Below are 13952 nucleotides of genomic sequence, written 5' to 3'. Positions count from 1 at the left end.
ATTTGAATTTGGTTTGACGGCCATTTTCATTATATCGAGAGGAGTTTTTAATTCCATCTCCATTACCACTCTAAAAGTATATTTTCACACGTGCAGAGCACGTGGTTTTAAAAGAATTAATAAAAAAACCGATAAGTTCAAATGGAACTTATCGGTTTCTATTTAAAGTCAATTATTGAGCTGCTTTATTACGAAGTACCATTTGTAAGATACCACCATGACGGTAGTAGTCTACTTCTACTTCTGAGTCGAAACGAGCTAGAGCTTTAAATTCTTTAACCGTTCCATCTTCAGCTTTTGCAGTTACTGTTAAAATATCACGTGGTTTAACATCATCTGTAATATTAACAGAAATTTCTTCTTTACCAGTTAAGCCTAAAGTTTCTGCGCTTTCGCCAGGTAAGAATTGAAGTGGTAAAACACCCATCATTACAAGGTTTGAACGGTGAATACGTTCGTAGCTTTGTGCGATAACTGTTTTAATACCTAGTAAGAATGTACCTTTTGCTGCCCAGTCACGAGAAGAACCCATACCATAATCGTTACCAGCTAAAACAACTAAACCAGTACCTTGTTCTTGGTATTTCATTGCTGCATCATAAATGTACTCAACTTCTCCAGTTGGCCAGTAAGTAGTGAATCCACCTTCTGTACCAGGAGCGATTTGGTTACGGATACGGATGTTTGCGAATGTACCACGCATCATTACTTCATGGTTACCACGACGAGAACCATAAGAGTTGAAGTCGCGGATTGCTACGCCATTTTCTTGTAGGTATTTACCTGCAGGCGTATCTTTACCAATTGCACCAGCTGGTGAAATGTGGTCAGTTGTAATAGAGTCACCAAACTTAGCGATTACACGTAAACCATCAAGGCCTTTGATTGGCTCTGGAGTTTTAGATAATCCTTGGAAGAATGGTGGGTTTTGAATGTAAGTTGATTTTTCATCAAATGTGTATAAAGACTCAGTTGATGTTTCAATTGCATTCCATTTTTCGTTGCTATCGAATACTTTTGCATATTCTTTTTGGAATAATTCACGAGTAACAACTTTGTTTAAAACTTCATTTACTTCTTCAGTTGAAGGCCAGATGTCAGCGAAGAATACATCGTTACCATCTTTGTCTTTACCTAAAGAATCTTTTTGTAAATCGATATCTACAGTACCTGCTAAAGCATAAGCAACAACAAGTGGTGGTGAAGCTAAATAGTTAGCTTTTACTAATGGGTGTACACGACCTTCGAAGTTACGGTTACCAGAAAGTACTGAAGTTACGAATAGATCTTTGTCTTTAATTGCTTCTTCGATTTCAGGTAATAACGGACCTGAGTTACCGATACATGTTGTACAACCATAACCAACTGTGTTGAATCCGATTTGGTCTAAGTAGCTTTGTAAACCTGATTCTTCTAAATAGCCAGTTACAACTTTAGAACCTGGTGCTAAAGAAGTTTTAACCCATTTTGGTGGTTGAATACCTTTTTCAACTGCTTTTTTCGCAACTAAACCAGCAGCTAAAAGAACGTATGGGTTAGATGTATTTGTACAAGAAGTGATTGCAGCGATTGCTACAGCACCAGTTGGCATTTCTACATCGCCATCAGCAAATTTAATTGTTGATGTTTTAGAGAATTCATCTTCAGTTAAACCGAAACCTTGTACGCCCATTGGAGCAGTAACTGCTTCATGGTAACGAGCTTTCATTTCTGAAAGAGGAATTAAATCTTGTGGACGTTTTGGACCAGAAAGGTTTGGTTCAATTTCGTCTAATTTAATTTCTAATACATCAGTGTAAACTGGTTCTAATGATGGATCAAAGAACATGTTGTTCGCTTTTAAGTAGCTTTCTACAACTTGGATATGCTCTTCGTCACGACCAGTTAAACGCATATAGTTTAATGATTCTTCGTCAATTGCGAAGTAACCACATGTTGCACCGTATTCAGGAGCCATGTTCGAAATTGTAGCACGGTCAGCTAATGGTAATTTAGATACACCAGGACCGAAGAATTCTACAAATTTGTTAACTACGCCGCGTTGACGTAAAACTTGAGTTACTTTTAATGCTAAGTCAGTCGCAGTAGCACCGTTTGGAAGTTCACCAGTTAATTTTACACCGATAACTTCTGGAATTGGGAAGTAAGAAGGTTGTCCAAGCATACCTGCTTCAGCTTCAATACCACCTACACCCCATCCAAGAACACCGATACCGTTGATCATTGTTGTATGAGAGTCAGTACCTACTACTGAATCTGGGAAAGTTTCAAAAGTTCCATCTTCGTTCTCTTTAACGTGAACGACTGGAGCTAAATATTCTAAGTTTACTTGGTGCACGATACCAGTTGCTGGTGGTACAGCACGGAAGTTATCGTATGCAGTTTGAGCCCATTTTAAGAAGTTGTAACGTTCTGCGTTACGTTCGAACTCAAGATCCATGTTCGCTTGTAATGCTGAAGCATTACCGTATTTGTCAACTTGTACTGAGTGGTCAATTACAAGGTCAACAGGAATAGCTGGGTTAATTTTATTTGGATCTCCACCTAATTCTTTCATAGCTGAACGTAAAGAGGCTAAGTCAACTACTACTGGAACACCTGTGAAGTCTTGTAATACTACACGTGATGGTTTGAATGGTACTTCCGCTTCCGGATTAGCACCCTCAGCCCATTTAGCTAATTCGTCTACATGTTCTTCTTTAATTACGTAGCCATCATATTGGCGTAATACAGATTCTAATAATACTTTAATTGAGTATGGAAGGCGTGATACTTTTGCGATACCAGCTTCTTCGATTGCAGCTAAACGGTAGAAGTTATACTTTTTACCATTTACTTCGAATGAAGAACGGCTGTTGTGTAAATTGCTTGCCATTTTTTACTCCCCCTAATTAATATTGAAAAGGCTTGCAAAGCTTTTCTCCAGTAATTATCATAAACGATTCTTATACATAAGTAAATTACATTAATTTTATCTTTTGTGATAAGTTATTTTTATGACCTAGTAATTTACTTTGCGAAAATCATTATAACTTACTTTGTCAAAATAGAAAAGAGCATCGTATCGATGCCATTTTAATAGAAATAAAATTATATAGACAACGCATTTAATACGGAGTCATTTTCCCCTAATACTTTTATTGTAAAACTTTTAGCGTTATCAATTTCCTCTAAATCTATGTACCAAATAGCGTATCCTTCTACATTATAGGTGGATAGTATGTCATCAGATAAAAAATCTAATTGAATAAGTTTAGCATGCTTATTATTTACTGAAATTTGGATATTCCCTTTTGGTTTTATTAAACCAAATAAAATTTTACTATCGGAATGGGCTGACGTAATTGTATTTTCCGTCAATGCATTCGGTAGTTTTGAATAGGTCCCTTCTCCTGCGCTCCATCCTTTTAAGTTTTTTTCCACATAACCAGTTCCAAAATATTGCCCATTTGATAAGAAGAAATAGCGTTGTTCCTTGTCACTTTTTGGTCCTTCAATCCATTCATAGTTAGCATCGGTAGGAAGAGCTTCCTCTGGGGTATCTTTTCCATCCCCAGTGAACGCGGTTAAAGAAATGTTGAAAATAAAGGCAAGTACAATGACTAACCCAGCAAATAATAGAATTCTTGTTAATCGATTTCGCATTCTTTTCACCTCGATTATCTTTTGAAAATCGTTATTGTTTCATCCATTTTCCAATAAATAATGATACTACCCCTTTTAGCTCAGGCAATTTTTGAGAAAATTTTAATGTGAAGTATAAAGTTTTCATAAAATGTAATGTATTTGTACGTGCAGCGAAATATTGTGGCGTATAGCCTACTTCCATTAAATAAAATTGTAGTTTATCAAATACTTGTTCTACCCATTCGATTAAAATTTCTTCTGGATACCCTTTTGCCATTAGTTTTTCAATGATCGTGACGAGGCGTTCATCCTCATCATCAACATAGACTGAATCTTTCCATAAGCTGTTTTTAATTCCTTGTAAAAGAATTGGCGCAAAACGCATTTCAAATAATGGGTGGGCAACAATGGAAGTAGCTAGATCAGCTCCATGGGCAATAGCATGAGCCCAACCTTTTTCGTGAACGAATCCCCGTACATCGTTTTCTTTCGATAAATAGTGGACGGCTTCCTCTAAAATTCCTTTGGCCTCCTCATCGGATAAAAAGCGAATTTGGGAATCAACATTTAATAATCCACATAACCATAAAGCAGAAAAGGATCTGGTGAATACTAGGTCGCTATCCCGTTCTCCTATAGAAGCATATAAAAAATCAGCTCCTTTAAGTGTCTCAGTCAAATGCTTCATTTGTGTAGTAGTTAATAAGTTGTCTGCAAGTAATTCTATAAATAATCGATAATTTAATTTATCCCTTAATTCATCTTCAGGGTAACCGATGTTATTTAACATATTTTCGATGAGTATATCGCCCTGTTCATTCATATACTGCTGTCTTTCGGTATGGTTCATATCGAGTATTTTAATCAACGTTTCTTTCAAAATGAATATCCTCCTTAGCCAGATGAGCACAATTGTATTTATTGTAAACTTCTAAAAGCTATTTGGCAAAAATGATAAATAGTCTTCATTAGATGATTAAATGTATGGTTTCGAATATTGAGATGTTTATCCCAAATTTTTCAAATTGTTGTAAGAAAACGATTAAGATTAGGAATTTTTAGTGAAAATAGGAGTATTGATTGTTTATGAGGAGGAAATACCCTGATGGTTTTTAAGCGATTATTTTCTTTATTATCAAAAGTAAAAACGATACAACATACAATCCAACATTCGAAAGCCGGTAATTTTGTACAACTAAAACCGAAACTGTATAGAGAATCCATTCATTTTAATAAAAACATGGTTTTAGCAGGAGATATGTATGAGGAAACGATGATTGAAGGATTTATTATTGTACCGAAAAATATTTCAGTAACTTTGCAAAATCTAACGGTATCCCCTACCGCACAAATGTATGTAGAAGGTGAAGTTGTACTTCAAAATTGTCGATTTGTCGGTGGGAAAAGCAATGTACATGTAACAATTGATGGCGGAAAAATAAACGCTTATAACTGCCATTTCGAACAAGCGAAGGAGATGGCAGTTTCAATACTAAATGGCAGTAAAGCGATATTTGAGAATTGTACGTTTGTTCAAAATGAGAAAGTTCACATATTAGCTGAATCCTCACAAGCTTGTATTGAAAAATGTGAATTCTCCCATGGGAAACATGGCATATGGATAAAAAATGGCTCCCTTATTCAAACGAGAAATGTCCATTTACATCATCATACAAACACACAAATTATCGTAGAAGATGCAAAATATATCGATCATGAAAGTTTAATCGAATCTGGTGATGGTATAGGATTACAACTATTACATGAGGGGGATGCGTCCCTTCAAACGACGGTTTTTCAATACAATGGCAAAACTCAAATTTCTGTTCAAAAGGGTTATTTAACTGCAAGACATTGCTCGGTATTACAAGGAGATTTAGCAGGAATAGCGGTTGCTCAACACGGTGAAGTACAAACTTATCATTGTGTCATTGCTCAAAACAAAAAGGCAAATGTTATCGTTTCGAAAAATTCAAAGATGAATATCGAATGTTGCCATATCCATAGTGGAGAAAGTTCGGGTTTGCAAATACTTGATGAATCGATTGTTAACCTATTTGAATCGAAACTAAATGGACATCGTTCTGCACAAATTTCTATTTCCAATAAATCGATTTGTTCGATGAAACAATGTGTTGTAAAAGAAGGATATCATGTTGGAATTTGTATTGAAGATAAAGGGAATTGTACAATTGTTGATAGTGAAATTACCCATAATGCCAATTCGGCAATTACGATTTTCAAATCGGAGTTAACGATTATTAAATCGATCTTATCCGATAACATTGGAAATGGCATATTAGCAATGTCCCATTCTAAAGTAGAAGTAGATTTATGCAAGTTTTTTGACAATGAAATGCCCCATATCGCTTGTAAATCCCATGTGAAAATCGAGTTACTTCAAAGTCAGCTTTATAATGGGAAAAGTTTATTTATTGTGAATGAATGTGAATTAACTGCTACTCAATGTCAATTTTATGATAGTCATAATGTACAAATAGAAATTTGTGATCTATCTACGGGACGCTTCGAGCAATGTCAAATTTATAATGGTAAATCTTACGGATTGAAAGTGTTAAGAAATTCTAGTCTTTATTTATTGGATAGCCAAATTTTCCATCATGAATTGGCACAAATTGTTGTCAATGATAGTTCGGTAATTATGAAAAATAGTGAAATGTTTGATGGGAATCGTAATGCGTTAATTATTCAAAATCATAGCGAAGTCTATATTCAAGATTGTTTTATTTCAAAACACGTGCAACATCAATTGTGGATTGATTTTGAATCGACTGTGGAACTAAAAAGTGTACAAATTACGGACGGTGCTCATTCTGATATTTTTGCTCAAAATCAATCTTCTGTGTATGTTTCCGATAGCATAATCCGGAATAATAAATCCCGCTTTAATGTGCAAGCGGTTAATTTTTCAAAAATTGAATTAATCAAAACCGTCGTTGAAAATAGCTATGGCGATGTTTATTATAGTGAAAATAATAGTTTTATTAAGCAATTAGACTTTTGATTTTGAAGCTAGAAAATAGAGAGAATTATCCCGATATAGGTTAAATGTTCTAAATGAAGCAATTTTAGTTTTCGAAAAGGATTTTGTGTGAGAAAATAGTTTTTTGGAAAGGAAGATCGAAAACTATGAGAACATTAGAAAAAATTACCCCAAAGTTCGATCCTTGGGAAGCTTATTTAGATGTGGAACAATACGGGAAATTAACACTCTCTAACATAGAATTTACAACGACAACTTTATGTAATATGAGATGCGCTCATTGCGCAGTTGGCTATACACTTCAAACGAAAGACCCGGAAGCTCTTCCGATTGATTTAATATTGAAACGTTTAGATGAAATTCCCCATTTAAGAACGTTAAGTATTACAGGTGGAGAACCAATGTTAAGTAGAAAATCGGTTAAAAATTATGTTAAGCCGATTTTACAATATGCCCACGAACGTGGTATTCGTACTCAAATGAACTCTAACTTAACGATTGATGGTGAAAGATATTTAGAGATTGCTCCTTACTTAGATGTATTGCATATTTCCCATAACTGGGGAACGATTGAAGAGTTTGCGGAGACTGGTTTTGCCATGATGGAAAGAAAACCGACTTTTGAACAGCGGGCCGGTCTTTTCGAAAGAATGATTGAAAACTCTCGTATGCTTGCAGAACAAGGAGTAATGGTATCGGCCGAAACAATGTTAAATAAAAAAACGATTCCTTATATCGAACATATTCATCATCAAATTGTTCATGAAATGAAATGTGCTCGTCATGAAGTGCATCCAATGTACCCTTCAGATTTTGCATCAAGTTTAACTTCCCTTACTTTAGATGAAACTCGGGAAGCTATTCATAAAATATTAGATATTCGTGATGAAAATACGTGGATGTTATTTGGAACTCTTCCCTTTTATCCGTGTAGTCAAAATGAAGAAGATCAAAAATTACTTCAACGATTACGTGAGGCAAAAAATGTAACGTTACGTAATGATCCAGATGGTCGATCCCGTTTAAACGTTAATATTTTTACAGGCGATGTAATTGTAACCGATTTTGGGGATACACCAGCCCTTGGTAATATTCAAAAGGATTCTTTACCGAATGTTTTTGACAAATGGTTAGCAACCGATTTAGCCCAATCATTAAATTGTCACTGCCCTGCTGTCAAATGCCTAGGACCAAACGTATTAGTTAAAAATATGTATTATAAAGATGCTGAATTTATTAGTGGTTCAGTAAAATAATGAAAAAGGTTAAGTAAAGTTGTGGACTCCACTTCCCTACTTAACCTTTTTTAATATTGAATTTTTTTATATGCTTCTACGATGAATGTTTTATAAATCGAACTAGTAAAATTCATGACCCCATGATAAGCGTATAAAATTTCCCGTTTTGCCGATTCCTTCTCCCCTAATTCTAAAAAACAAAGAGCCCTTACTGCAAAGCTTCTATACATTATCGCTAAATCAATTGGATGATGAGTAAAAGATGGTATTGATAAATCTTCACTTGTTTGAAGCGCTTCATTATAAAGTCCTTGCGCCCAATAGGCATAGGCTTGTTCCATTCGGTAAAACGTAAAAATATGCTCGTCCACTTTTGTACCATACGAGCTTTTTTTCAAATGCTCATTTAAACTAGGAACCTTTTCGTAATCCTTATCAATCATATTCATATAGTGGGCTTGGCAAAATACGAGTGTATTATGTGCGAACTCATTCTCTGTAAAATCAGCATGTTGTTTAAGCTTTGTTAAATAATAGGCGCTTTTTTCCTCATCCCCTTGTTGAATGGCTAAGACGAATGAATAACGATAAAAATCATCTAATCGATAATAGATTCGATTTTCGTGGGCGATATTTAAAGCGATATTCAGATGCTTTTGAGAGTTTTCAGGATCGTCAATGGCACCATAAAGGACTGTTAATATATAATGCATATCTAAAATAGATAATTTATCAATTAAATGTTCGTATGGTTTTGTTCTTTTTTCAGCTTCTTGTATCCACTTTAAAGCATGTTCATAGTCATTTTTATTGAAATAAAATCCTGATAAAAAAGAATAACAACTAATGACTTGACTATATGCATGAATTTTTTCGTAAAAAGAAATGATGTGAGACATTGAGATCGTCTCTTTTTGATAGTTCAAAACAGTATTTAATCGAATGTATAGATCCAATAATCTTATTTCTTCATAGTTTTTCCCGTGTAATTTCTCTCTTACCGAAAGAATCCTTTGAAGTAAAGAATTCATAACGTCTTTTTCTCTCAATTCAAATGGAGAAAAGATATTGTTATACTCCTTCTCAATTTCAAATAGTAAAGTGCGAAGTTCCTCTAGATGATCTTCGTCGAGTAGAGATGAAACTTCTACTCCGATTCTTTCTGCAATATATCGTAAACTTTCCATTGAAGGCTGTGCTTTCCCATTTTCGATTAAACTCAACATACCTTTTGTTAATCGTTCTCCAGCTACTTCTGCTAAAGTCATTTTCTTTTCTTTTCTAAATTTTTTAATACGTTCACCTAAAGAATTAATTCCAACCACCCCATTTCCATCTATTGTATCAATTAACAATTCAATCGGAAATATTTTAGTTTTATTAAACAAATTTTAAACGTCACTCGTATTATATGTAATGAAAGTTAAATTAAATTAAACTTAATTATTGCGAATTCCCAATATTTCGCTTATCATTAGTTTAATTAAATTGAACTTTTAAGTTGAGGGGGTTGTTATTATGGTTGAAATTGTAAAAAAGAGGCGTGCAACATATCATTTATACACGTTTTTGTTTAGTAAAATGATTTCTGCTCTTGGAGCTAATGTTTATTCCTTTGGAATTAGTATGTACATTTTATCGATTACCGGTTCTGCATTAAGTTTTGCTGCGAATTTAATTTTTTCCATTATTCCTCGAGTTATTTTGTCACCGATTGCGGGAATTCTAGCTGATCGAATTCCGAAAAAAGTAATGGTTCTTGTAGGTCAAGGTGGTACCGTATTAACAATTAGTGGCTTACTTCTATATAGTTTACTGTTTGATATTTCCATAGTGGCCATTTATATTACAACGTTTTTTTATACAATTTGTAGCACATTCTCAGGTATTGCCTTTTCCGCATCAATCGCCAACTTAGTCGATGAAGAGAGAATCCAAAAAGCGATGTCCTTCAATCAATTATCGATTTCCGTTTCGGGAATCGGTGGACCAATTGTTGGTGGGATGCTGTTCGGATTTGTTTCAATGGAATGGTTTTTATTCATTAATATCCTTTCATATATTATAGCCTTTTTATTAGAAGCAACAATGAATTTTAAACTTTATACAAATCAGCTAGAAGAACCAACCTCCATTGAAGAATCAATGTTGCAAAGTTTTAAAGAAGGATTTACCTACTTAAAAACAAAACCAGTTATTTTAAGAATTCTTATTGTAAGTCTTTGGTTAAATTTGTTTTTGTCCTCTGTAAGTGTTGGAATTAACTTTATTTTAGTTGAAATCTTAAAGGTGGAATATTCACTTATTGGATTCATTGAAGCTGCTGCAGCCATTGGGATGTTGTTTATTTCTCTTTATTTTGCAGCAAGGACAAATGTAAAATACCCTCTTCAGTTTTCAAAACGTGCCCTCTTTATGCTAGGGATATTAGTAGGTGTAATGACTATTCCATTAATTTTCCATTTTTCATCAAGTGCAATATTTATTTATTTTTTAGCTGTCATGTTCTCCTTTGGTTGTTTAACCGTATTAACGAATACACCAATTATGGTCATGATGCAAAAGGATGTAGATGAAAGTTATAGAGGGAGAATCTTTGGAATACTTGAAATGATGGCGATGGGATTAATGCCAATTGGTTCATTAATTTTTGGTATTCTCTATGATGTACTTCCCGCTCAAATTATTTTACTATTTTGTAGTGCATCATTAATTATTATCACACTTGTTGCTATTCCAAGGTCTTTAATCATGAGTATATATCCAAATTTAAAAAAGAATACAAGCGAGCTAGAACAGCCACTATTTAAAAATACGTAAAATAAAAATCGATAAAATCAGGAATGTCTGATTTTATCGATTTCTTCAGTTAAAATACGATTCTTTTTTCTTCGTAAGCCTTAATATGCTCTTCGTATTGGAAAGTTAAAGAAATTTCATCCCAACCATTTAGTAGCATTTGTTTATAGTATGGATCAATTGAAAAGGAATAAATGGATCCATCTTCCCCTTTAACAGTTTGTTCTTCTAAATTTACTTCCACATTATACGGACTTTGCATACCTTTTGCTAAAATTTCATCGCACGCTGCTTCCGTTAATTTTATTGGTAATATCCCATTTTTAAAACAGTTGTTGTGGAATATATCAGCAAAACTTGGGGCAATGACTACCCGGAAACCGTAATCTAAAATGGCCCATGGTGCATGTTCTCGGGAAGATCCGCAACCGAAATTATCTTGTGCAACTAAAATTTGCGAACCTTTATATTCAGGTTTATTTAAAACAAAATCTGATATTTCGTTACCTTGTTCATCAAATCGCCAATGATAGAACAAATAGCGACCGAAACCAGTTCGTTCGATACGTTTTAAAAACTCTTTTGAAATAATTTGGTCAGTATCGACGTTTTTGCGATCCAATGGTGTTATGACACTTTTTACTTGATTAATAGGTTCCATTGCTTTTCACTCCTCGGGTTAAACTTCTTGCTTTACATATTTACGAACATCTACGAAGTGACCTTCGATAGCAGCTGCAGCAGCCATAGCCGGACTAACTAAATGTGTTCGTGCACCTGCCCCTTGACGTCCTTCAAAGTTTCGGTTTGAAGTGGATGCACAACGTTCTCCTGAAGGGATGATGTCTTCATTCATACCAAGACAAGCGGAACAACCAGATTCACGCCATTCGAAACCAGCTTCGATGAAAATTTTATCTAACCCTTCAGCCTCTGCTAATAATTTTGTTGAATGGGATCCTGGAACGACAATTCCTCGAACACCTGGGTGAATTGTTTTTCCTTCTACAATACTAGCTGCCGTTCGTAAGTCTGATAGACGGGAGTTTGTACATGAACCGATAAATACGTGTTGTATTTCAATAGAAGAAATTGGTTGACCTTCTTCTAATCCCATATAAGCTAGTGCTTTTTGTAGAGCAGCTTTATCCGATTCTGTTTCGAAATCTTCGTTAGTTGGAACGTTTTTTGTAATGCCAGTTCCCATAGACGGATTAGTTCCCCAAGTGACGATTGGTTCGATTTCATCGGCATCGATTTCCAATACAACATCATAGGAACAATCGGAATCTGACGCTAAACTTAACCAATATTCGGCAGCTTTTTCGAACTGCTCACCCTTTGGAGCAAAACGGCGTCCACGCAAATATTCCACTGTTTTTTCGTCTGGTGAAATAAGACCCGCTTTCGCTCCAGCTTCAATTGACATATTACAAATCGTCATTCGTTCTTCCATTGATAGACTACGGATAGCTTCACCTGTATATTCTACGATATGGCCAGTTCCGACACCAATTCCCCATTTGGCAATAATGGCTAATATTATATCTTTTGCGGCTACCCCAATTCCAAGTTTTCCGTTCACACGAATTTCCATAGTTGGCGGTTTAGATTGCCATAATGTTTGGGTAGATAGAACGTGTTCCACTTCAGAAGTTCCAATCCCGAAGGCTAATGCACCAAACGCACCATGAGTAGATGTATGGGAATCCCCACATACAATTGTTTTTCCCGGTTGAGTTAATCCAAGTTCTGGTCCAATCACATGGACGATTCCTTGGTCAGGATGTCCAATATTTGCAAGTTGAATGCCGAATTCCTTTGCATTTTCTGCTAAAGTAGTAATTTGTTTTTTTGCAATAGGATCGTTAATAATCGGTAAGTTCTTCGTCGGAACATTATGGTCCATAGTGGCAAAACAAAGATCAGGACGTCGAACTTTTCTTCCTGCTAAACGTAATCCTTCAAAGGCTTGAGGAGAAGTCACTTCATGAATTAAATGAAGATCGATGTATAGTAAATCTGGTTTACCGAATTCTTTATAAACTACATGGGATTCCCATATTTTTTCAATAATATTTTTTGCCATTATCTTCACCAATCCTTTAAATATAAGATTCCATAATACAGTCGATAACGAAATTCGAATCAATTTTGGCGATTACTTTATCTGTCCATTCATCTGTTGTTAAGAAGTGTTCATTATTTTTTACTAAATCGGCAGTATAATAACCATCATTAAATACGTCATTAACTGCTTTTTCAATTTCTTCTGCTTCTACTGTCATACCGAATGAATAGCGAAGCATCATAGCGACAGAAAGAATGGCTGCTGCTGGATTAGCAGTTCCTTCACCAGCAATTTCTGGAGCAGATCCATGGACAGGTTCATACAGACCGAAATGATCGCTACGAATAGATGCAGAAGGTAGTACACCAAGGGATCCCGTAATTACTGAAGATTCATCGCTTAAAATATCGCCAAACATATTGTCTGTTACGACTACATCATAGTGACCAGGATTTGTAATAAGCTTCATGGCTACTGAGTCGACTAAGTTATGTTCTACCGTGACATCTGGGTATTGTTCCTTTTTCTCTTCAACGATTTGACGCCATAATCTTGATGTTTCAAGTACATTTGCTTTATCTACAGAACATAATCTTCCTTTTCGAAGTTTTGCCAGTTCGAATGCCTTATCAACAATCCGTTCAATTTCATGGCGAGAATAGATGTTTAAATCCGTTGCTTCTTCTTCCGTTCGATGTTTCTCACCAAAATAAATACCGCCAGTTAATTCACGAACAATCATTAAATCTACATTTTCTGCCACTTCCCTTTTTAAAGGGGAAGCATTTAACAAACTCGGAAATGCTTTTACAGGACGTAAATTGGCAAATAAGTCGAACGTTTTTCGGATAGTAAGTAATCCTTTTTCCGGTCTCAATTCAGCAGGGTTGTTATCCCACTTCGGACCACCAACAGCTCCTAAAAGAATCGCATCACTTTCTTTACACATTTCAATCGTTTTTTCTGGTAGAGGATTATGAAACTGATCAATGGCTGCACCACCTATTGCTGCATACCCTAATTGAAAGTCATGATTGTACCGTTTCCCAATTACTTTTAGTACACGTACAGCAGCAGCAATCACTTCGGGACCAATGCCATCCCCAGGAAGTACTGTAATTTTCTTTTCCATTTGAACACACCTCTCTTTTGTTTATTCCCTTTAGGTAGAAAGAGTTTAAAGAAATGCCATCAAACGTATAACATTTGATGG

10 protein-coding genes are annotated in these 13952 nt (G+C 35.2%); 3 read left to right on the top strand and 7 right to left on the bottom strand.

Annotated features, from left to right (window positions below):
* Positions 1-172: 172 nt before the first annotated feature.
* From acnA to EC501_RS02150, 3 genes are all read right to left on the bottom strand, one after another.
* A complete protein-coding gene (acnA, locus tag EC501_RS02160) occupies positions 173-2875 on the bottom strand; it encodes an aconitate hydratase AcnA (protein ID WP_122970651.1) in 2703 nt (900 codons plus the stop codon).
* 215 nt (positions 2876-3090) lie between these two features.
* The gene (locus EC501_RS02155) at positions 3091-3645 is read right to left on the bottom strand and encodes a hypothetical protein (RefSeq protein ID WP_122970650.1); all 555 of its coding nucleotides are present in this window, start codon (positions 3643-3645) and stop codon (positions 3091-3093) included.
* Between the two features lie 31 nt (positions 3646-3676).
* Positions 3677-4507, bottom strand: coding sequence for a DUF2785 domain-containing protein (locus tag EC501_RS02150; protein WP_122970649.1), 831 nt, complete (start codon positions 4505-4507; stop codon positions 3677-3679).
* Between the two features lie 225 nt (positions 4508-4732).
* Here EC501_RS02150 and EC501_RS02145 point away from each other — a divergent pair, with 225 nt between their 5' ends.
* Together EC501_RS02145 and yfkAB are read left to right on the top strand one after the other, a co-directional pair.
* The gene (locus tag EC501_RS02145) at positions 4733-6652 is read left to right on the top strand and encodes a right-handed parallel beta-helix repeat-containing protein (RefSeq protein WP_122970648.1); all 1920 of its coding nucleotides are present in this window, start codon (positions 4733-4735) and stop codon (positions 6650-6652) included.
* Positions 6653-6777: 125 nt separating this feature from the next.
* A complete protein-coding gene (gene yfkAB / locus EC501_RS02140) occupies positions 6778-7887 on the top strand; it encodes a radical SAM/CxCxxxxC motif protein YfkAB (RefSeq protein ID WP_122970647.1) in 1110 nt (369 codons plus the stop codon).
* A 50-nt stretch (positions 7888-7937) separates the two neighbouring features.
* Here the strand turns inward: yfkAB and EC501_RS02135 are convergent, their stop codons facing one another.
* The gene (locus EC501_RS02135; protein ID WP_148037788.1) at positions 7938-9194 is read right to left on the bottom strand and encodes a helix-turn-helix domain-containing protein; all 1257 of its coding nucleotides are present in this window, start codon (positions 9192-9194) and stop codon (positions 7938-7940) included.
* Positions 9195-9387: 193 nt separating this feature from the next.
* Between EC501_RS02135 and EC501_RS02130 the strand changes: the two genes are divergently transcribed.
* Positions 9388-10689, top strand: coding sequence for an MFS transporter (locus EC501_RS02130; RefSeq protein ID WP_122970645.1), 1302 nt, complete (start codon positions 9388-9390; stop codon positions 10687-10689).
* 49 nt (positions 10690-10738) lie between these two features.
* Here the strand turns inward: EC501_RS02130 and leuD are convergent, their stop codons facing one another.
* The 3 genes from leuD to leuB are packed head-to-tail and all read right to left on the bottom strand — an operon-like array spanning position 10739 to position 13871.
* Positions 10739-11329 carry a 3-isopropylmalate dehydratase small subunit gene (gene leuD, locus EC501_RS02125; protein WP_122970644.1) on the bottom strand — a complete coding sequence of 197 codons (591 nt, stop codon included), beginning with the start codon at positions 11327-11329 and terminating at the stop codon, positions 10739-10741.
* An 18-nt stretch (positions 11330-11347) separates the two neighbouring features.
* On the bottom strand, positions 11348-12757 hold the full coding sequence (gene leuC, locus EC501_RS02120; protein WP_122970643.1) for a 3-isopropylmalate dehydratase large subunit: 1410 nt from the start codon (positions 12755-12757) through the stop codon (positions 11348-11350).
* Between the two features lie 16 nt (positions 12758-12773).
* Complete coding sequence (gene leuB / locus EC501_RS02115) at positions 12774-13871, bottom strand: 3-isopropylmalate dehydrogenase (RefSeq protein ID WP_122970642.1); 1098 nt, start codon at positions 13869-13871, stop codon at positions 12774-12776.
* Between the last annotated feature and the right edge of the window lie 81 nt (positions 13872-13952).

Origin of the sequence: Lysinibacillus halotolerans (assembly GCF_003711845.1) — a bacterium.
Taxonomy (GTDB): Bacteria; Bacillota; Bacilli; order Bacillales_A; family Planococcaceae; genus Ureibacillus; species Ureibacillus halotolerans.
This window is presented reverse-complemented; position numbering and strand designations above follow the sequence as displayed.